Genomic DNA, 18,194 nt, shown 5'->3' on the forward strand with positions numbered 1-18,194 from the left:
ATCCGTCAACGAATTTCTCCCAGCAATGTTCTATGTACGTTCTCCTACCGATTATCCGAATAAGGAGTCAAGTCCTACTTCGGATAACCGGAATACACCAATCGCGTGTGCGCCTCGCGCTAGGCAACGTCCAAGACCGGAATGGTGACGGTGCGGCGAACAGCCCGCAGGCCCGCGATGACGGCATCGATGCGCATGCTGATCTCGAAGGCCCGGAAGCCGGCCTCGATCAGCGCGCTTGCGACGGAATCGACATCGGGCTCTGCGCGATGCGCGAAGGCGGCGTCGATCATCTTCGTGGTGGTATCGTCTCTAGTGTGCGACATCGATCGGCATGTCCTGCAAGAGTGCATGTTGGTCGGGGTGGATGGTGAGGCGTTCTTTCCTCTTCCCCTTGAACCGCACCGGCTTGACGGCGGTAGGATCGCGGAGGAAGGGGAAGCGTTCGTGGATGCCGGTGACGATCTCGACCAGGGCGAGGACGGTCTGCGGCATCGAGAGGCCGAGCTTGTCGGCGACGTGCTGAAGCTCCGCGCGGACTTCGTCGGGCAAGGTCTTCGCGCGGGGCACCGCAACGAAGTCCCAGCCGAGCCATCCGAGCACCGCTTCGAGGCTTTCGAGACCCGGCTTGTTCTTGCGGCGCCATGCCTTGATCGAAGCGCGGCGGACGCCAGAACCTTCCTCGGTCTCGTCATAGGTGACGCGGAGACGTGCCATCTCCGCGAACACCAACTTGACATGCGGACCGACGCGGTCCGGCATTGTGACCGTGCGCCGGTTAGCCCGCTCGCGCCGGTGGCTAGTCATGCGTCGGCCCTGCCGCCATCTCGGTCGAGATGTTCATCATGCCGATGACGCCGATCATCGACGGCTCGTCTTCAGCCTGAAATAGAACGCGGCGGTTCTGGTGATCCGGGTGCATTTGAATCGTGCTCGCCTTGAATGAGCCGAGCATCGTCTTCATGAACTGACCGTTGAGGCCGAACGCCGCGATCTCTCCGTTGATGTCGGCCTCGACCACGTCAACACCGCCGCCGGTCTGACTGCCGACCGCGACGACGAAGCCTTCGTCTGACCCGGCGCACTGCAACCGATAGCCCTGATCCTTGAGCGCGAACGGTTCGAGCAGCGCGACGGCGCTGGCGCACGCCTCGCGTTCGAGCTTGATGCGCGTATCGCAAGGGTTTGAGACCAGCGGCGTATAGTTTGGATAGGTGCCGAGCAGCAACGAAGAGCAGAAGCGAGTCGTCGGCGTCGATACGAAGATCGAATGTTCGTTGACGACGATCTGCACCTCCTCGGCCGAGCGGAAGAGCCGCAGGATTTGCGACACGGTCTCGGCGCTCAAGATGACGCCAGGGCGACCGCTGCCGTCCTGCGGCATGTCCTCGGCGCCCTCGGGCAGGGGCACCGACGACATGATCAAGATCATCCCCGTGGTGCCAACCGCCGCGAGGCGCCCGTTCGCGACGTGGAAGAACACGCCCTGCATTGCCGAGTTGGGGACCGTCGAAAGCTCCTGGGCGGTGTGGCTGAAGAGCTTGACCAGATCGGCGCCGTCGAGCGTGAACGTCGCGCCGTCCTCCTTGTACTGCCGCGCAGGCCAATCCTCGGCGGCGAGGGTGGGGAAGCTCGTGCGAGACCGGCCGGCCTTGACGATCATCTCGAACTTGGCTTCGTCGAAGTCGATGGTGACATCGGCGCCCTTGGGAAGACGATCAACGACTTGCTTCAGCTTCGCAGCATCGACGGTGGTCGAGCCCTTCCGGCTCAATTCGCATTCGCCCGACGCTTCGACCTGCATCTGAAAGTCGGTCGTGGCGACGTGCAGCATGCCGTCTTCGGCAATGATGCGCGCGTTGTTCGCGATAATGGCCGGTGAGTTCTTCGGTGCGCTCGAAACGCCGCGCGTCACGATCTCTGCGAGCTTGTCGCGATTGATCTTCAGCTTCACAGTTAGTCTCCCCTGATTAGACGTAGAAGTGACGGCGCTCGCCGATGTGCGCGATGCACTCTTCGAGCGACGGAAATTTCGGGTTGATGAAGAGGTTGAGGCGGTGGGCCGCGTCATCGTGGAGACCGGCGCGAATAAGCGCATCGATCTCGTCAGCTACTTCCAAGTTGTCGAGCGTGGCGAGGTGCCGACGCGCGACCATCGGGTCGCCTTCTGCGAGCGCGGCATCGGCACTCTGAAGTGCGGCCAGGTCCTCCGTGCTGATGTCGGACATCACTGGCCCGCGCGCGCTTCGATAGCGGAAACCACGAAGACCGGGAGGTGATCGGTCGGATACGGGAGCCGCACTTTCCCATCGAGCGCGCGGACCCTGAAGGGGCGCATCTCGTCGAGGCAACTTTCCAATGCGGCAAGCATCCCCTTCGACCAACCACGGTCGGCATAGAAGACCGAATAGTCGGCAGCCTTGCGCCAAGCGAGACCGAGCGCGATGCCAAGCTCACGCTCTGCCGGATCGTTGTCGTTCAAGACTTGAGTGAGGAGGAGGTGAGATGCCTGGGCGCTCTCATTGCGGAGCGCGCAGTCTTTCAGGCAGCGACGTGCGTAGGCGACGTTCGCGTTGACCTCGCCCGCATAGGGCGATTCCAAGATGACGAGTTTGATTGACATGGTCCGTTGCCCCTCCCGTGAGGCTGCAACGGACCATAGATATTTATATCCGTTCTGTCAACGGACATGGAGGATATAACGGATGATGCAGGAAGGTTACAGTTCGCAACATCCGACAATCCGATGGAGCGATTTTACCTGAGAGCGAGGAAGATCAACGATCGCAGCGTCGCTAAGCATGCGGACGCTGATCTTATCGAGCGAGACCGTGACAACTTCTCGAATTGCTACACGATCGTCGGTCTGACGAATAATCGCGAAGCCACCGTGAGCGACTGGCTTGTTTGGATTGACGATGACTACTTCACCAACTCGGAACCTGGGAGCCATAGTGTCGTCTGGAACCGTGACGGAGTACATCTCCGCGTCGTTGATTGGCACGGTCCAATTCATTCGACGTGAATCATTGAGCGCAAAGAAGCCGTCTGGATCGGTTAGGCCGATCTGGTATAGGGGTATTGACTTGGTGGCCGGATCGTCCGCGTGAGTCTCTGAAGAGGCGCCATTTCTTCTAGGATTTGGCTGGTCTCCGACCAAATACGCGTAGTCGCAATCCAAGATTGGGGCGAGCTTCATAAGCCCCTCTTTAGTTGGATTGAGCGACTTACCTGAGAGCAGGTCGTTCACATACGAGAGCCCGAGCCCAGCTCGGCGCGAGAGTTCGTTTCGAGAAGCTTTGAGAAACAGAACTCGCTCTTCGACTCGCTCCTTGATCGTTTCCAACTTCGGATGAACTCGGTGCTTCCGCTCTGGTGGTGCGGTCACCTTCGCCATTTCTTTAGCCCCCCGAACAATACTCAACACCATTATCTCTATCCGTTTTCTAGCTGACGAACGCAAATCTTCCAAACATTTCAAAGAGTAGCGTTACCCCGGATCAACACGCGAAACGAACGCAAAACTGATAGCCCTGTCTTTTATCCGTTTCATCCGTTGACAGTAAGAACGCCGTCCGTTAGATAAAGTTCAACCACTTAAGCGAAAAGTTGTCAGTGATTCGGCTTAAAGCCGCAAACCTGACGGATGTCAAGCGGCGACGACGGATAAAAATGACCGAACTCTCGAAGGAAGAACTTGTGGGCAAAGTCGCGTCGCTCACAGCAACCATCGAAGGGATGCGTCGGTCGATGCTCCTCGCGGCCTCTCTTCCTGCGAAATGGAGGCTTACTCCGATGGAGCGCGACCTGTTCCTCGCGCTCATCTCGAACGACACGGTCACGAAGCCGATGGCGATGGTGATCCTGTACGGAGCCGATCAGGAAGGACGCCCGACCCATTCCGTCGATGTCTTCATCTCGCGCATCCGTCGCAAGACCGAAAACCATTCCGTCACCATCGAGACGATCAACCGCACCGGCTACCGGCTCGTGGACCGCCTCGTATGGGCGAAGACCTTGAAGCTCGACATTTCCGTCGCGCACTAACCGGGGAGCCAAATGGCAATCTCACTCAAGAGCCTGAAGAAGAAGACCGCTGCCGAGTTGCAGCCGATCTTCACGATCTATGGTGTGCCGAAGGTCGGCAAGTCGTCCCTGGCTGCGGAGTTTCCGCGTCCGATCTTCATTCAGACGGCGGAAGGCGAGAGCGTCCCGGCCGGTATTGAAGCGGACACCCTCGAAGTTCGCAACTACGGCGATCTCTGCGAGGCGATCGGCGCGCTCGTGAACGAAGAGCACCAGTTCGGCACGGCCATCTTCGACTCAACGACTGGCCTGGAAAACATCATCCGCGCCGAAGCCTGCGCGCGCAACGGCTGGAAGAGCATCGAGGACCCCGGCTACGGCAAGGGCTACAAGATCGCCGCTCAAATCTTCCTCGAATACATCGACGGCATCATGACCCTGCGTCGCGAGCGTCAGATGGCAATCGTGCAACTCGGTCACTGCGACATCTCGCGTTTCGACTCGCCCTCGACTGACCCGTATTCGCGTTATCGCATCAATCTGCACAAGGATGCGGCCGACATCATCGAAGCGAACAGCGACGTGATCGCGTTCATCAACTTCAAGGCATCGATCAAGAAGGTCGATGCGGGCTTCAACAAGGAACTGCGTCACGCCGAAGGCGGCGGCACGCGCTGGATGTTCCTCGAAGAGCGCCCGAGCCATATCGCCGGCAATCGCTTCGGCATGCCGCCCGAACTTCAGTTCAAGAAGGGCGAGGGATACAAGGCGCTCGCCAAGTATCTGCCCCCTGTGCCTGAAGCGGCCTAACCATTCCCACCAACGCCATAGCATCCAAGGGAGCACCAAATGGCAGACTTCGGCGTAAACCTCAACGGCATCAATGCGGCGACAAGCAATCAGAGCGGCGGAGGCGGCGTTATCCCGCGTGGACGGTACGGCTTCCAGATCACGGAAGGCGAGATCAAGCAGAACTTCAAGAAGAACGGCGACAACTACAGCTTCAAGGCTGAAGTGACGGACGAAGGTCCGTTCAACAAGGCGATCGTCTACGGCACCATCGTCCTGTCGAACCCGAGCGCGTGGGCGCAGAACAACGGTCACGAGCAGTTGCAGGCCCTGGGTCTCGCGATGGGCATGGGGCCGGGCGAGTTCACCAACACCGACATGGCGCTCTATCAGCCGTTCATGGCCGACGTGGACATCGAGACCTACAAGAAGGACGGTCAGGAAAAGGAGCGCAACGTCTTCGCGCGCTTCATCCATGAGGGCAACGCCAACACCGAACCGCCGTCCGAGAAGGAGCCGGCGACGCAGCCCGCGAACGACAACCAGCGTGCGCAAACCAACGCGGCGAACAACAATCAACCGCAGAACAATGCCTCGACCGCTCGCCAGACGCAGAACGGCGGCTCGGCCTCATCGGGAGCCTCGGGCGGCGGTCGCTCGATGCCCTGGAAGCGCAGCGGCTAAACATCCGACGCGCCTGATCTAAAGCCGGGGCTTCGGCCCCGGCTTCATTCTCCTCCCCTCCGAAATTTCAAACCTACCAAACGCGCCCTTCGGCGCGAACGATGAAGGCTTGCCTGATGGCCGAGTTTCCTACCCCAAACGCCACGACCGAAGCGATCTATGCGGCCTATGCGAAGGCGCGCGGTCAGGCTTGGGACGCCATGGGCATCTCGATCTCGGTGCTCGGCGAAGAGTGTGAGCGGGCGCTTTGGTACGCCTTCCGCTGGGCTGCGAAGCCAGAAGTCATCACCGGCCTGAAGGCGATCACCTTCGAGACCGGCGAGATCGAAGAGACCCGTCTGCTCAACGCGCTGCGCATGATCGGCTGCGAGGTGGACGAAGTCGATCATCGCGGCAAGCAGTACCGGGCCTCGGCGATCTCCGGTCATGTTCGCGGCAAGATGGACGGCAAGGTGCTCGGTCTCCCCGAGGCTCCGAAGACGTGGCACGTCGTCGAATGCAAATCGATGGGCGACAAGTATTTCAAGGAGGTCGTCCGGCTGAAGTCGGTGCGCGAGGGCTACTACGCGCATTGGGTGCAGTTGAACATTTACTGCCATCTCTTCGGCTTCGAGCGCGGCCTTTACCTCTGCCGGAACAAGAACACCGGCGAGGTCTACAGCGAGCGCATCCACACGGACCACGTCGAGGCAATCCGCCTTCTTCAGCGCGCCGAGCGCATCATCAAGTACGCGAGCCCGCCGCCGAAGTTGCACGAAAACCCCAACTCCAAGATGGCGTTCAAGTGCAAGACGATGTGCAGCAAAAAGGCGATCTGCCACGACGGCGAGTTCGCGCGCATTTCATGCCGCACTTGCTTGCACGTCACCCCCGAGATGTTCGGCGACGCGGCGTGGTCGTGCGCGCGCTGGGGCAAGCCGCTCACGCTAGATGAACAGAAGGCCGGATGCCCGGCGCATCTCTTCATTCCGGCGCTTGTGCCCGGCGAGATTATCGACTCCTCCGAAGAGGAAGAGTGGGTGCTTTACACACTACGCGACGGCCGCGAGTGGCGCGACGGCGCAAAGCCCGAAACCGTGCCGCGTTACTTCCACCATCCCGAAAGTGGCTGCGTCTTCATCGTGCCGCCCGGTGAGCCCGATCCACGCGATCAGGGCGGTGATGGCGCGCTCTGCGAAGAAATCAGCGCCGAACAGTTCGAAGAACTCTCCAACTATTACGCAGACGCAAAAGAGGAACAAGATGTCTGACTTTCCGAACAAGGCTCGCTTCGTCGATACCACGCGCGAGCAGTGCCAGTTCTTCTTGCCCGGCGAGTCCGGCATGCACGGCTTTGTCTGCGGCGACGCGACCAGGGAAGCCTCTGCGTTCTGCGAGTGCCACCATCGCGTCGTCTTTCAGCCGCAGCGGGTGAAGGTTCGGTCGGTGCAGGACCGTAACGTGCGCTACTCCGACCTCGACGAAGTCGAGCCCGACCTGACGGAGTTGGTGCTGTGAGGTTTCCGCTCATTTACGCCGATCCGGCGTGGACCTTCGAGACGTGGTCGGAAGAGGGCAAGCAGCACTCGCCCGAGCAGCACTATGACTGCATGACGCTGGCCGGCATCCAGGCGTTGCCGGTCAACGAAATCGCGGCAGAAGACTCGGCGTGCGGCATGTGGGTCGTTGATCCACTGCTCGACAAGGGCATCGAGACGCTGAAGCGGTGGGGCTTCGACTACTGCACGATCCTCTTCTACTACGTGAAGCTTGGCCGTGCGCTGAAGCCACACGTCGGCATGGGCTATTGGACGCGAGCCAACCCGGAGATTTGCATCTTCGGGACGCGCGGCCGTCCTAAGCGCAAGGGTAAGGATGTCCAGCGCCTGATCCTCGAATTGGGTCACGAAGAACGGACGCTGCTCGAACCTCGCGGCCAGCACTCGGCGAAGCCCCTCGAAGCCTACAGCCGCATCGAACGGTTGGTCGATGGCCCGTACCTCGAAATGTTCGCGCGCTATGCGCAACCCGGCTGGCACCATTGGGGCAATGAAGTCGGCAAGACCGGCGGCATCCCGAACCTGTTCCATCTGCCCGGCCATCCGGCGCGGGCAGCAAACGACAACACCTTCTTCGGGGGCATCAATGTCGCATAACGATCCGATCATCGTTCTCCGCAACCACGTCATCGCCACGGACGGGCAGATAGCGTCGCCCGGCGCGAAGGCCGTCGAAATCGAGCGCGCCCTTGAGCGCGAGGGCTACACGGTTGTCGCGACTGCGGCCGTGGGCGTGCTCGCTGCGATCGTATCGCAGGGGTGCGTATCCGACTGGCAGTTGCAGAGCATCCTGTGCCGCCTCGGGCTCGCTAAGATCGTGCCATTCGACCCCGAGAAGCACGATGCGGGCGGCGCCGAAATCGATCCTGGCGCGGACTTTCTCGAATACTCCGACGCAATGAAGCACGTCCTGCGTCTGGCGAGGCCGCATCTGCGCGGAGCGTTGAACTAATGCCCGTCAACCTTCGCGAATATCAGCGCAAGGCTTGCGACGCGCCCTATGAGTATTGGGCCGAAAAGCCGAAGGGCAATCCGCTGATCGTGCTTCCGACCGGCGGCGGCAAGTCAATGGTGCTCGGCACCATCTGCGAGGAGTTCATCAGCTTCGAGCCGACGACGCGCATCATCATGGCGACGCACGTCAAGGAGCTGGTCGCGCAGAACTTCGCCGAACTGCTCGGTATCTGGCCGTTCGCACCGGCCGGTATCTATTCGGCATCGCTCAAGCGCAAGGAGCTTCATCACCAGATCACGTTCGGAAGCATCCAATCGATGTTCCGTGTGGCTGAGAGGTTCGGCCGCATCGACGTGCTCATGATCGACGAAGCGCATCTGGTGCCGCCGGATGAGGCCGCGATGTATGGCAAGTTCATAAAGGCGCTGCGCGCCGTCAACCCGGACATGCTGATCCTCGGGCTGACCGCCACGCCGTACCGCCTCAACTCGGGCATGCTGACCGAGGGTGATGACGCGCTCTTCGACGACATCATCTATGAAATCACGATCAAGGAACTTATTGACCTGGGCTATCTCTGCCCGCTGGTCTCAAAGGCGACGCAGACCGTGTTCGATCTGAAGGGCGTGGGGCGGTCCGGTGGCGACTATAAGCCGGGTCAATTGCAGGCGGCAGTCGATAAGCATCCAATCACGGAGGCGGCGGTCAAGGAGGTCATCGCATTCGCGACGAACAATGAGAAGCCGCGCCGGTCGTGGCTCTTCTTCTGCTCGGGCGTCGATCACGCGATGCATGTCCGTGATGAAGTGCGCCGGCACGGCTATTCGTGCGAAGCGATCCATGGCGAGACCGATCCCGGTGATCGCGACCGTTGGATCGAAGAGTTCAAGGCTGGCAAGATCACGGCGCTCACCAATGCGAACGTGCTCACGACGGGCTTCAACGCGCCGCGCATTGATCTGCTCGCCATGCTACGGCCGACCGAGTCCACGGCGCTCTATGTGCAGATGGTCGGCCGTGGCACGCGATGCATGGGCAAGGACATCCACGAGTCCATCCGCAACGGCAAGTCCGACTGCCTGGTTCTCGACTTCGCCGGCAACGTCCGAAAGCATGGCCCGGTCGATCAGGTCAAGGTGCGAAAGCCGGGCAAGGGCGGCGGTGAAGCGCCGGTCAAGGAATGCCCCGAGTGCCATTCGCTGATCTTCGCGGGTCTCCGCGAGTGTCCCGACTGCGGCCATATCTTCGAGCGCGATGTCGAGAAGAACATCAAGCAGACTGCAGATGCGGTACCGATCCTCTCAACGTCGAAACCGAATTGGGTGAAAGTCAACCGCCGCACTTTCTATCGGCACGATAAGCCCGGCGGCACTCCGAGCGTGCGCGTCGAGTATATGTGCGGCTTCACCGTCCACAAGGAGTGGATTTGCCCCGAGCATAATGGCTATGCGCGCGTCCGCTTCGAGAAGTGGTGGAAGGAGCATGGCGGCGGCGATGATGCGCCGTTCTCGATCAACGAAACGCTTGCGGCTGCCCGCAGAAAGGTTCTGCGGGAGACGGCCGAGATCATGATCCGGGCCAACGGCCGGCACTATGAGGTCATCGGCCGCAAGCTCGCCGATGCAGGCCAAGTCTTGTCGCAGGACAACGCGGCGACGTTCGTCTCGGTGCAGCCATTTCGCGACGAGATCGTTGCCCGCAACTACGAACTCAACGGGAAGCCGGAAGAGGCGGCCAAGATACGCGCTCAGGCAGCGGCGAAGCCCTGGGCGAATCCTATGCCGGCAGCAAACAGCAACGTGCGGCCGACGATGCCGGGCGTGTCGCGTCCATCCGTGGCGAGGGCATCGGCGATGCCAGGAGTCGCAAAGCCGGTGGCGCAGATGCGCAAGATGGCGCCTTGGGAGGAGAAGGCCGATGACGACGTTTTCGAGGGTACGTGGGGCCGTCGCGCCGCTGACTTTGATGACGACATTCCATTCTAAATTGGGAGGGGGAACACGAGCAAACCGAACGCCGCGCGCAATCTGCGCCGCAATGAAATCTATCAGGCGCTTGCCGAATACTGCGATGGGCAGGGCTACTCCTATGAGCCCGAGCACCGCAGCAAACATGCCTACATTGTCGTGAACATCGGGGCAGGGGAGCCCGTGCGGATGTCCTTCTCGGTCAGCGCAAGCGACCACCGAGCCGCGAAGAACGCCCTCACGGTGCTGAAGCGCCTCATTCGGGAACGTCAGGCGAGCAATGACAACATCAAGGTTTGATCCCGAGCCCGTGTGCTGCGGCGTGTGCAAGCGGCTGGCGCACGGGATCGGCTACGCGCCGAAGCAGGGCAAGCCTGTCCTTTGGCTCTGCACCGACACCGACTGCATCTCTTTGGGGGAGACTGTTTTCAAGATGGCACCGAAGACGCTCAGCGCGCACGAGCTGTTTGCGCTCAACGAAGCCGGCGACGTTGCCGGCGCTTACCTCGAAAGCATTGGCAAGTTCGATCTCACCACGTTGAGCGAAGGCGAGTGGGCCGAGTTCTTGAAGACCATCCTCAACAGCTACGGCGAGAAGATGCGCGCTCGGCTGCTCAACCACGTCGCCCCGTTCTGAAGGCTCTCGCTATGACTGACTCTCCGTTCGCCCAGGTCGGCCCGACGCTGTACGGAAACGGCTATTCGCCGATACCGATCATGCCGAACAACAAGGTGCCCGGCCTGATGGTCGGAGACGAATGGCGTATGTTCAAAGGCTGGAATGAGTTCTGCCTTGAGCGGCCGTCGCAGTTCCAGATCAACCAATGGACGAAGTGGCCGGACGCCGGTGTCGGCGTGGCCTGCGGCCGGGGCCTGATCTGCATCGACATCGATCAGGAAGAGATCATCGAGCCGTTGATGGCGATCCTGCCGGTGTCTTACGTGCAGAAGAAGGGCCGCAAGGGCATCTCGCTTTTCTACCAGGGCAATACCGAGGTCATCCGCTCGAAGAACTACCGGACGCCGGATCGTGTGGGCCTTGTCGATCTGCTCGCAGAAGGCAAGCAGACCGTCTTGCCGCCCTCGATCCACCCCGACACCGGGGAACCGTATTTCTGGTGGACCGACGAAACGTTGCTCGATGTCGGTGTGGCTGCGTTGTCCGTCCTACCGGACAACATCGCCGAGCAGATCGGCGAGGTGCTGCGTGCGTTCGGCTATGATCCAGATGGCGACCGCCCGGTGGTCGATCCGTCCGTATCCGATCACCACGACACGTCGAGCAGCCACACCTCGAACTTCTTCCGCAAGCTCAACGAAGACGCGCTTTCCCGTATCGAGGCGTGGGCGCCGAAGCTCAACCTGCCGAAGGGCCGCTTCCTGGGCCGGGTCTATCGCGCCGTGGCGCCATGGCGCCCCTCGGGCTCGGGCCGCCCCATGAGCCGCCGTAGCGCGAACCTGTCGATCTCGCCGGGCGGTATCGAGGACTTCGGCACCGGCGATCGGTTCACGGCCCTCAACGTCGTGATGAAGACGTTGCAGATCCCCGACTCCGAGTTGGACGCGGCCGTGCAGTGGCTCGGCGGCTGCCTGGGCTACGACTTCTCGCCGAACATTACCCTGACGATGGGGCCGAAGACGCTGGCAATGATCGCCGAGCGGGAGCGCCGCAAGCAGGGGGAGGCCCCGCTGCGCACGGCTATCGAGGAGGCATTGACGCCACCGCCGCAGCACGAATGGCGCCCGACGCCGGCCCCGGCTGTCGCCGCGAAGCCCGCCGGTGGTGATCTCTCGGCCTACCTCTCCCCGCAGCCCGGCGCGCCCGCCACGGCCGCTGCGGAGCCCGCTGGTGAGCTTGTGGACGAAGAGCTTGGCGAAGCACCGGCGAGCGGCGCACCGCCCTCCATGGCCGAGCTGGAAGCCCTCTGCCGTGGCATCCCCGGTCTTGTCGGCGAGCTTGTCGAGTGGATGGCGGGCTCATCCTCGAGTCCATCGCGCCCGTGTGCGATCGGGCCTGCCCTGACCTGGGTCGGCACCATCGCGGGCCGGCATCACGCCGGTCCGACTGATCTCCGCACGAACCTCTATGTCGTCGCCCTAGCGCCTCCCGGCTATGGCAAGGACCACGCGCGCAAGGCACTGCAACGGCTCGCGTTCAAGGCCGGCATGCATCGGCTCCTCGGACCCGAGAACTTCCTGTCGGACTCGGCCCTGCGCAAAACTATCGAGCAGACCCCGGTCATGCTCTCGCTCATGGATGAGTTCGGCGGCTTCATCGGCAAGATCATGGACAGGCGCGCCGGCAGTCATCAGTCGAACATGCGCCACATGATCCTTCAGTTGTTCACGACCTCCAACGGCACCTACAGCGGTGCGGCTGCCGCCTCGGAGACGGCGGCGCCGATCCATCAGCCGTGCTTCTCGATCTATGGCACCAGCACGGCGCATGACTTCTGGCCGGCGATGTCCGGCCGTGGCGTTGGCGACGGCTTCCTGCCGCGCTGGCTGGTGCTCCCGATCTCCGGTAAGCCGTTGCTCGACCAGCGTGTGACGCAGCCCTATGAGCCGCCGGACCGCATCGTCGAGGCATGCCGTGCGGTCTTCAGGCTCTCGCGCCGGGGTGGAAACCTGCCCGACATGGCTTCGCAGCCGGTGCTTGATCCGGTGATCGCGGAGTGGGGCGGTGACGGCCTGGAAGCCGCGAAGTGGTATCGCGAGCATTTCACCCAATGCGCCGAAGAAGCGAGCGAGGACTCCAAGGTTCTGTGGACCCGCTCCATCGAGATCATGCTGCGCGTCGCCCACATCGTTGCGATCGGCATCAACCCGGAACGTCCGATGCTAACGGACGAACTGGTCGATTGGGCCGGGCGGCTGACGGAACTCTCGACCAAGTCCTGCATCTCGGAGATGAAGGACCGGCTGGCCTCGACGGATAAGCAGGCGGAATATCTGTTCGTGCGGCGGTTGATCAAGGAGGCAGGTGCTAACGGGATCACGACTGTCTCGCTGAAGCAACAGATCAACGGGCTGTTCGATAACGCGCGGTACGAGGCGATCATCAAGCAGCTTCAGGACGCGAGTCAGGTGTACGGACGGATGGGAACTGGGCCGCGCGGCGGTCGCCCAGCATTCCGCTACTACGCCGCATAGAAGAAAGCCCGGCGTGAGCCGGGCTTATTTTCAATTGCAGAACGAACCCTCGGCTTCTAGTCGTCCACCATATGCGAAACTAATTGCTGCATCTTGATGCTGCTTGGCAGTTGGCCGGGCTCGAAGATGCCATCCTCATCCACGTCCGCAGCGTCGAGATAAATATGCGGAACTGGATTGACGTGACCCGAACCGAGCGAGGCCGCTAGTGCTGGCGAAGAGATCACCGGCGACCTATAGGTGAGCGCGGAGGCTCCTAACAACATCAAGCAGGCCAAGGCAGAAGTCCGCCCCATCCGCCGGACCTCCTTCCAGCCTTGATATCGAGCGTAATGCCGTAACGCCTCAATGCAAATCTGGCTGTCGGATGGCCCCAATAACGTCTCTTCGGAACTACTAAGCGCAATGGCCAGGGCCAGTGCGTCCCCCTTGTTGATCACTTTAGGTAGTCTCCTTAAGCCGACATTGGATCGGCTATACCCCTCGGTGGGTGATGCCTTCACCGAGACTTCGGTCTTATCCGAATACCTTTTATGTAGTTCGGTCCGTCGAGTTCCGTCAATCGGAAACGGACAGAATTGATCGGCAGGGTTATGAAACAGTGTTGACGCAACTCTGGTACGTCGTCGTGCAGTGAGCGGCGGACGCTTGTAGGCTGTAGCCGCCCGTCTTTGTCTCTCCGGCGTCATTCGGAATGGTGAAGCGGATTGGCCGCACGGAGAACCCGGCGGCCGTAAGCCGTGCAGATCGGCCGACCGGACACGCCCCGTTGATAGAGACTGATCCCGGAGCATCCGGTGCCGCCGCGACGAATGGCAATGCTCAAATAGAGCATGCCGGCGCGCAGTCCGGTGGCGCAATCGAACAGGTTCCCCGTCACGCCGACGCTGCGCGCGGTCTCTGGCTTGACCTGCATGATGCCGCGCTCGCCGTGGCTGCCGCGAAGGTGGCAGTTGTAGTTGCTCTCGACGCGGATCACGCCATGGGCAAGGTTGCGCGGGATACCTTGCGCGTCCGCGGCGGCATTGATCATGGAGTCGAGGCCGGAATCGGCGAACGCCGGCAAAGCGGTGGCGATCACGCTCGCGGCAGCGAGCGCGCTAGTAAGGCGCTTCATGTGTCAGTCTCCTAAGCCGCTATCTCTTCGCACTCGAAGCGGCGGGCTTCGTCGCGGCGACGCTGGTTTTCTTTGTGCGTCACCATTTCCAAGTGATCCGCGTTCACGCATTTGCGTGAGCGGCAGCGATGGTCGAGTTGCTTGCGCGGAGGGATCGGCCCGTGTTCGAGCACCCACATTACGATGTGGACGGCCATAGTGCCTCCGTCCAAACACATGCGGGCATAGTCTTTCCCTCGGCCCTTGCTTCCAGACGTTGGTCCTGTCCAGATGTAGCAGGGCGTATCGAGCGGCCCCTCGACGATCTCGACGCGAGCCATGATCTTGGCTCGAATGCGTTCGCGGCGCGGGATCATTTGGATAGCCCCAAATGCCGCTCGATGCGCTCAATGCGCTCGATCAAGTTCTCGGCCGCTTGCTCGCGTTCGTGATCCTCGACGTGATGAGTCCAGCCGCAGCCGCACTCTTGGACGCCTTTGATCACCTCACGGAGATTAGGGGCATCCATTCCCGACCAGCATTTCGGGCAGTAACGCCAAGCGCCCATCAGTGCCGCGCCTGCCGCTGCTTGAACATCTGAATGTGATACGCGCGATTGCCGGGCGTATCTTCGGTGACATAGTTGACGCGGGACAGCGCGTTGCGAAGCAGGCCGTCTTCCGTCCATGTGTGACGTAGTTCGGTGAACGGGTGGCCGTTGGCAGCCACCCGAGGGACGATCTTCACCTCGACGTTGGTGAGGACGCGCGCCATTAGGCAGCTTCCTGTTCGGTGGTAACGCCGAGCGCGGCGAGCTTTTCCCCGACGACGGCGATTGCCTGCTCGATGACCAGCTTCATGTCGGGCAGCATGCGCTCGACCAGATCGGGGCGCAGGTCTTGGCTGCTCTGCATCGCCGTCTTGATCGTGATCCTCGCTTCGGAGCTGAGACGGATAAGCAGACCGATCAAATAGTCACGCTCCTTGATCAGTTCGGCGACGGCGCTGAAGTCAGTCAGTTTCATTGCTCTCGTTCCCCAGGTTGTCGAGACCATAGATTTTGCGGAAGGCTTCGCGGCTGATGTCGTTCGCATCAACCTCGACGATGCTCGGCGGCATGACGCGGTCAGGGTCGCGCTCAAGCGCGATCCCGCTCATGTCGATCTGTCCGCCACACATGAAGACGTGGCCGTAGTCGTGTTTGCGAAACTCGGCGGCGATCTCATCGAACCGGCCTGCGAGACGCGCAGCTTGACCAGCATCCTCATGCTGCGTCTTGGAGTTCGGCGAGCACGTCGTCGATGATCTCAATGACAGCCTCGCGGCTGCCGTGATCATGCAGGACTTCGCGGGCGTCGAGCAGCGCCCGCAAGTACAGGGCAGCTTCGGACGCGCGCACGGATGCAACAGCCATGCTGTCGCTCGCATTGCGCTCGGCGGTCTCGACCAGTGCGTGGAGATCGCGGTCATCGTTGAAGTGCATCCAGCCGGCGATGAGGCTGACCAGCGAGAGGCCGCCGAGGACGATGGCGAAGAGCGGGATGTCGCGGATGGTCGCGTCGATCGCGAAGGCGATGCCGGCACCGCCCACGGTGCAGAGGTAGAACTTGTTCATGGTGCGTGATGCTTTCGGTGGTGCGGTGATCAGGCGGTGGGGGTGAAGATGCGCTCGGCGGGGAGCCGCCTGCCGATGGCCTTGGCGCCCTCGGTGGTGACGCGGAAGACGCGCATCGAGCCGAAGTCGGCGGCCGGATCGCGGACCGCCCAACCCTTGCCAGCGAGGCGGCTGGCGACTTGGATGTCCGCGCCATCGACGCGGACGGCGAGGAAGTTGCGGCGGACGCTGTTGCCGTTCTGCATCCCGAGCGCGCGGCGGGTGAGCATCTTTTCGTTGTGCGTGGGCAGCATCGATCCCTCCGTCAGCCGAACAAGGCGTTCTGGTCGGCGTGGACCGCCGGGGCTTTGATGCGGGTCGGGCGCTTCGGCTCGGGCTTGGGAAGCTCGACCGCAATGAGCGCGTCGCGGTGGCGCAGGACGTGAGCCGTCATGCCGCTGGCGTTTTTACGGCGGTCCTCGGTCTTGACCAGGGTGCCGGACTTCACGAGCTCCGAGCAGCGCGGCCGGATCGCCAGAACGCTTTCCTTCAGGTGGTCGGCGATCTGGTCGGCGGTCAGGCGGTAGCCCTTCGCCATCAGGTTCTCGATCGCCGAGCGTAGCATCGAGGCGCGCGTCACGATCTGCTTGGCGGCGTCCGCCGATGCGCCCCCGCTCTTCGATCCCGGTTCAATTGGATAGCCCATAGGCAAAGTTCTCCCGTTCGCGCTGACGCGCGTTTCCAGACCAGCGATGTTTCGGTGGTGTCCCTACCTAGCCGCCGACTCGCGGCTCACGGGTAGACTTATATCCGTTTCATCCGTTTTGGCAAGAGTTCGTTGAGGGATATCGACGCGGAGGCAGCGGACAAGCCTGCGGTCGCGACGGGCAATTGTTGGAAGTCGAGTAAATCGCAAATTGTAGGAATAGGTTTCCGGGAAAACCCCCCGAGGTTTTCAACGAAACTTCGATCTAGCAGGCTAGTGTTTTCGGGGTTTTCGGGGTTTTGGGTTTATCATGTAAGAATCTACTATTTTTATGATTTATATATCCGTTGATATCGCTAGAAGGGGAGCCTATTAGAGAGGAAACCCGAAACCCCGGAAACCTCTCTGCGACGGATGGTCAACGGATGAAATTCAAGGAAGAGATGGCGGGGTGGGTGGCTCGTGTGGGCGAGATCACCATCCCGTTCGAGGGGATGCCGTTAAGCGCCTTCGGCGCAGCTCTGCGGTGCTCGCCTGATCGGGTGGTGCGCGCAGCCCGGTATCTTCACCGGCGGAAGGCGGTGAGCGTCAGAGAGCAGGCGGGGCATATCCGCATCTTCCCGGTGGTCATGAGGAATCGCCGGGGTCGGCCGACGAAGATCGCGGTGCTCCCCCGGATCGACCCCAGGCTTGCCGCGCTGCTCACGGAGGCGCACCCGACGTTCCTGACGCTGAAGCTGTTGCGCCGGGAGATGCCGGCGGGAGACTGGCGCACCCAGCCCGAGCGCCGAGTAGAGATCGCCGACGCCATGGCGGTCGAGTCCGAGCGCATCGTGACGCTCTGCCGGCGCTTCCTGGCAACTCACGAGGGGACGGCCTTCCCGTGGGTCCGTGACGCGCTATGGCTCGACCAAGGGGACATCATGCCCCTGGCCGCCGAACGGCAGCCGGTGCTCGCCCTAGACGGCCCTGAGACCCTTCCAGCGCCGATCCAATCTAACCAGGCCAAACGCCTGTCGCGGAACATGAGCGAGATTGACCGCGTGCTGACCTATGTCGCCCAGGCGGGGCGGGAGGGCATCACGGTCTCGGCGATCGGCTACAACTTCGGCGGCACCGTGAAGAGGGCGAAGCTCGACGACATCGTGGCGACCCTCGAAAGCGTCGGCAAGGTCATCGCCGTCGAATGCCGGACGGCGTCCCGTGGCCGCGTCGGAACCCGGCTGTTCGACCCGCAGTACGGAGAGCCGACCGTCCTGACAAACGGCCGGCTTGTGATCCCGATCGTGTGACAGTTGGACTGGTCTGGTTAGTCTGGGGAAGGCTCGTCGCCTTGCCATCTCCAGTCTACGCGGACGACGACCTTGTCTTCCTCTTGAGCGCCGAAATACGCCTTGAACTTGTCGCCTTTAACTTCCTTCGCCTCCACCTTGTCGTCATCGTCAACCATGGGCAGTTGGCTCCTCACTACGCTCTCTGCTGTTTGAGCGTCTTTGGAGACAACGGTAATTGGGGGCAACCAGTCCCCGCTCTTTAGCGTCACCTTAACTACAAACGAAGGCATGCATTCCTCATATGTGCGTCTGTTGGCGGGACTTTAAAAAACGGCCCCTGGTTTTCTAACCGTCGCTACTTATCGCGACGATGCAGAATAGGCAACGAAGGTTGCCGGATCGGTCTCTTTGA

The 18,194-nt window shown here is 61.5% G+C and carries 27 protein-coding genes; 11 read left to right on the forward strand and 16 right to left on the reverse strand.

Annotated features, from left to right (window positions below; genetic code table 11):
* Positions 1-119: 119 nt before the first annotated feature.
* From ACQR1W_RS17815 to ACQR1W_RS17840, 6 genes are all read right to left on the reverse strand, one after another.
* A complete protein-coding gene (locus ACQR1W_RS17815) occupies positions 120-326 on the reverse strand; it encodes a hypothetical protein (RefSeq protein ID WP_315743172.1) in 207 nt (68 codons plus the stop codon).
* Positions 313-717: a hypothetical protein gene (locus ACQR1W_RS17820; RefSeq protein WP_434852011.1), complete on the reverse strand. Its 405-nt coding sequence runs from the start codon at positions 715-717 to the stop codon at positions 313-315. Before ACQR1W_RS17820 ends, ACQR1W_RS17815 begins: the two co-directional genes overlap by 14 nt.
* A gap of 82 nt (positions 718-799) precedes the next feature.
* Positions 800-2,071 carry a DNA polymerase III subunit beta gene (locus ACQR1W_RS17825; protein WP_434852012.1) on the reverse strand — a complete coding sequence of 424 codons (1,272 nt, stop codon included), beginning with the start codon at positions 2,069-2,071 and terminating at the stop codon, positions 800-802.
* Positions 1,971-2,228, reverse strand: coding sequence for a hypothetical protein (locus ACQR1W_RS17830; protein WP_434852013.1), 258 nt, complete (start codon positions 2,226-2,228; stop codon positions 1,971-1,973). Before ACQR1W_RS17830 ends, ACQR1W_RS17825 begins: the two co-directional genes overlap by 101 nt.
* Positions 2,228-2,602: a DUF7768 domain-containing protein gene (locus ACQR1W_RS17835; RefSeq protein WP_434852014.1), complete on the reverse strand. Its 375-nt coding sequence runs from the start codon at positions 2,600-2,602 to the stop codon at positions 2,228-2,230. Before ACQR1W_RS17835 ends, ACQR1W_RS17830 begins: the two co-directional genes overlap by 1 nt.
* Before the next feature lie 117 nt (positions 2,603-2,719).
* A complete protein-coding gene (locus tag ACQR1W_RS17840; protein WP_434852015.1) occupies positions 2,720-3,430 on the reverse strand; it encodes an XRE family transcriptional regulator in 711 nt (236 codons plus the stop codon).
* Positions 3,431-3,672: 242 nt separating this feature from the next.
* Here ACQR1W_RS17840 and ACQR1W_RS17845 point away from each other — a divergent pair, with 242 nt between their 5' ends.
* The 10 genes from ACQR1W_RS17845 to ACQR1W_RS17890 all read left to right on the forward strand — a co-directional run bounded on the left by ACQR1W_RS17845 (position 3,673) and on the right by ACQR1W_RS17890 (position 13,112).
* Positions 3,673-4,047, forward strand: coding sequence for a helix-turn-helix domain-containing protein (locus tag ACQR1W_RS17845; protein ID WP_434852016.1), 375 nt, complete (start codon positions 3,673-3,675; stop codon positions 4,045-4,047).
* 12 nt (positions 4,048-4,059) lie between these two features.
* On the forward strand, positions 4,060-4,836 hold the full coding sequence (locus ACQR1W_RS17850; RefSeq protein WP_434852017.1) for an ATP-binding protein: 777 nt from the start codon (positions 4,060-4,062) through the stop codon (positions 4,834-4,836).
* 39 nt (positions 4,837-4,875) lie between these two features.
* Positions 4,876-5,499 carry a DUF669 domain-containing protein gene (locus ACQR1W_RS17855; RefSeq protein ID WP_434852018.1) on the forward strand — a complete coding sequence of 208 codons (624 nt, stop codon included), beginning with the start codon at positions 4,876-4,878 and terminating at the stop codon, positions 5,497-5,499.
* Between the two features lie 116 nt (positions 5,500-5,615).
* Positions 5,616-6,749 carry a hypothetical protein gene (locus ACQR1W_RS17860; RefSeq protein WP_434852019.1) on the forward strand — a complete coding sequence of 378 codons (1,134 nt, stop codon included), beginning with the start codon at positions 5,616-5,618 and terminating at the stop codon, positions 6,747-6,749.
* Positions 6,661-6,996 carry a hypothetical protein gene (locus tag ACQR1W_RS17865; RefSeq protein ID WP_434852020.1) on the forward strand — a complete coding sequence of 112 codons (336 nt, stop codon included), beginning with the start codon at positions 6,661-6,663 and terminating at the stop codon, positions 6,994-6,996. The genes ACQR1W_RS17860 and ACQR1W_RS17865 overlap by 89 nt, the downstream gene beginning before the upstream one ends.
* On the forward strand, positions 6,993-7,634 hold the full coding sequence (locus ACQR1W_RS17870; RefSeq protein ID WP_434852021.1) for an MT-A70 family methyltransferase: 642 nt from the start codon (positions 6,993-6,995) through the stop codon (positions 7,632-7,634). The genes ACQR1W_RS17865 and ACQR1W_RS17870 overlap by 4 nt, the downstream gene beginning before the upstream one ends.
* Positions 7,624-7,989, forward strand: coding sequence for a hypothetical protein (locus tag ACQR1W_RS17875; protein ID WP_434852022.1), 366 nt, complete (start codon positions 7,624-7,626; stop codon positions 7,987-7,989). Before ACQR1W_RS17870 ends, ACQR1W_RS17875 begins: the two co-directional genes overlap by 11 nt.
* Positions 7,989-9,977 (forward strand): DEAD/DEAH box helicase family protein, encoded by a 1,989-nt coding sequence (locus tag ACQR1W_RS17880; protein WP_434852023.1) that lies wholly within the window; start codon positions 7,989-7,991, stop codon positions 9,975-9,977. The genes ACQR1W_RS17875 and ACQR1W_RS17880 overlap by 1 nt, the downstream gene beginning before the upstream one ends.
* Before the next feature lie 415 nt (positions 9,978-10,392).
* Positions 10,393-10,596, forward strand: coding sequence for a DUF6511 domain-containing protein (locus tag ACQR1W_RS17885; RefSeq protein ID WP_316228685.1), 204 nt, complete (start codon positions 10,393-10,395; stop codon positions 10,594-10,596).
* A gap of 11 nt (positions 10,597-10,607) precedes the next feature.
* Positions 10,608-13,112, forward strand: coding sequence for a bifunctional DNA primase/polymerase (locus tag ACQR1W_RS17890; protein WP_434852024.1), 2,505 nt, complete (start codon positions 10,608-10,610; stop codon positions 13,110-13,112).
* A gap of 56 nt (positions 13,113-13,168) precedes the next feature.
* On the opposite strand, the gene ACQR1W_RS17895 is transcribed toward ACQR1W_RS17890, so the two are convergent.
* The 9 genes from ACQR1W_RS17895 to ACQR1W_RS17935 form a co-directional block, all read right to left on the reverse strand.
* Positions 13,169-13,552, reverse strand: coding sequence for a hypothetical protein (locus ACQR1W_RS17895; protein WP_316228687.1), 384 nt, complete (start codon positions 13,550-13,552; stop codon positions 13,169-13,171).
* Positions 13,553-13,797: 245 nt separating this feature from the next.
* Positions 13,798-14,229 (reverse strand): transglycosylase SLT domain-containing protein, encoded by a 432-nt coding sequence (locus ACQR1W_RS17900; RefSeq protein ID WP_434852025.1) that lies wholly within the window; start codon positions 14,227-14,229, stop codon positions 13,798-13,800.
* An 11-nt stretch (positions 14,230-14,240) separates the two neighbouring features.
* Positions 14,241-14,585: an HNH endonuclease signature motif containing protein gene (locus tag ACQR1W_RS17905; RefSeq protein ID WP_316228689.1), complete on the reverse strand. Its 345-nt coding sequence runs from the start codon at positions 14,583-14,585 to the stop codon at positions 14,241-14,243.
* Between the two features lie 190 nt (positions 14,586-14,775).
* Positions 14,776-14,982 carry a hypothetical protein gene (locus ACQR1W_RS17910; protein ID WP_316228690.1) on the reverse strand — a complete coding sequence of 69 codons (207 nt, stop codon included), beginning with the start codon at positions 14,980-14,982 and terminating at the stop codon, positions 14,776-14,778.
* Entirely contained in the window at positions 14,982-15,233 is a 252-nt protein-coding gene (locus ACQR1W_RS17915; protein ID WP_434852026.1) for a hypothetical protein, read from the reverse strand. Before ACQR1W_RS17915 ends, ACQR1W_RS17910 begins: the two co-directional genes overlap by 1 nt.
* The gene (locus ACQR1W_RS17920) at positions 15,220-15,366 is read right to left on the reverse strand and encodes a hypothetical protein (protein WP_434852027.1); all 147 of its coding nucleotides are present in this window, start codon (positions 15,364-15,366) and stop codon (positions 15,220-15,222) included. The genes ACQR1W_RS17915 and ACQR1W_RS17920 overlap by 14 nt, the downstream gene beginning before the upstream one ends.
* Positions 15,367-15,472: 106 nt before the next feature.
* Positions 15,473-15,823 carry a hypothetical protein gene (locus tag ACQR1W_RS17925; protein WP_434852028.1) on the reverse strand — a complete coding sequence of 117 codons (351 nt, stop codon included), beginning with the start codon at positions 15,821-15,823 and terminating at the stop codon, positions 15,473-15,475.
* 29 nt (positions 15,824-15,852) lie between these two features.
* The gene (locus ACQR1W_RS17930; RefSeq protein WP_434852029.1) at positions 15,853-16,116 is read right to left on the reverse strand and encodes a hypothetical protein; all 264 of its coding nucleotides are present in this window, start codon (positions 16,114-16,116) and stop codon (positions 15,853-15,855) included.
* A gap of 11 nt (positions 16,117-16,127) precedes the next feature.
* Positions 16,128-16,508: a hypothetical protein gene (locus ACQR1W_RS17935; protein ID WP_316228695.1), complete on the reverse strand. Its 381-nt coding sequence runs from the start codon at positions 16,506-16,508 to the stop codon at positions 16,128-16,130.
* A 425-nt stretch (positions 16,509-16,933) separates the two neighbouring features.
* Between ACQR1W_RS17935 and ACQR1W_RS17940 the strand changes: the two genes are divergently transcribed.
* The gene (locus ACQR1W_RS17940) at positions 16,934-17,800 is read left to right on the forward strand and encodes a hypothetical protein (RefSeq protein ID WP_434852030.1); all 867 of its coding nucleotides are present in this window, start codon (positions 16,934-16,936) and stop codon (positions 17,798-17,800) included.
* Positions 17,801-17,817: 17 nt separating this feature from the next.
* Here ACQR1W_RS17940 and ACQR1W_RS17945 read toward each other — a convergent pair whose 3' ends face one another.
* Positions 17,818-17,958, reverse strand: a complete 141-nt coding sequence (locus ACQR1W_RS17945; protein ID WP_434852031.1) for a hypothetical protein — start codon at positions 17,956-17,958, stop codon at positions 17,818-17,820.
* Positions 17,959-18,194: the final 236 nt, after the last annotated feature.

Origin of the sequence: Bradyrhizobium sp. HKCCYLS1011 (genome assembly GCF_051167795.1) — a bacterium.
In the GTDB taxonomy this organism is placed as follows: Bacteria; Pseudomonadota; Alphaproteobacteria; order Rhizobiales; family Xanthobacteraceae; genus Bradyrhizobium.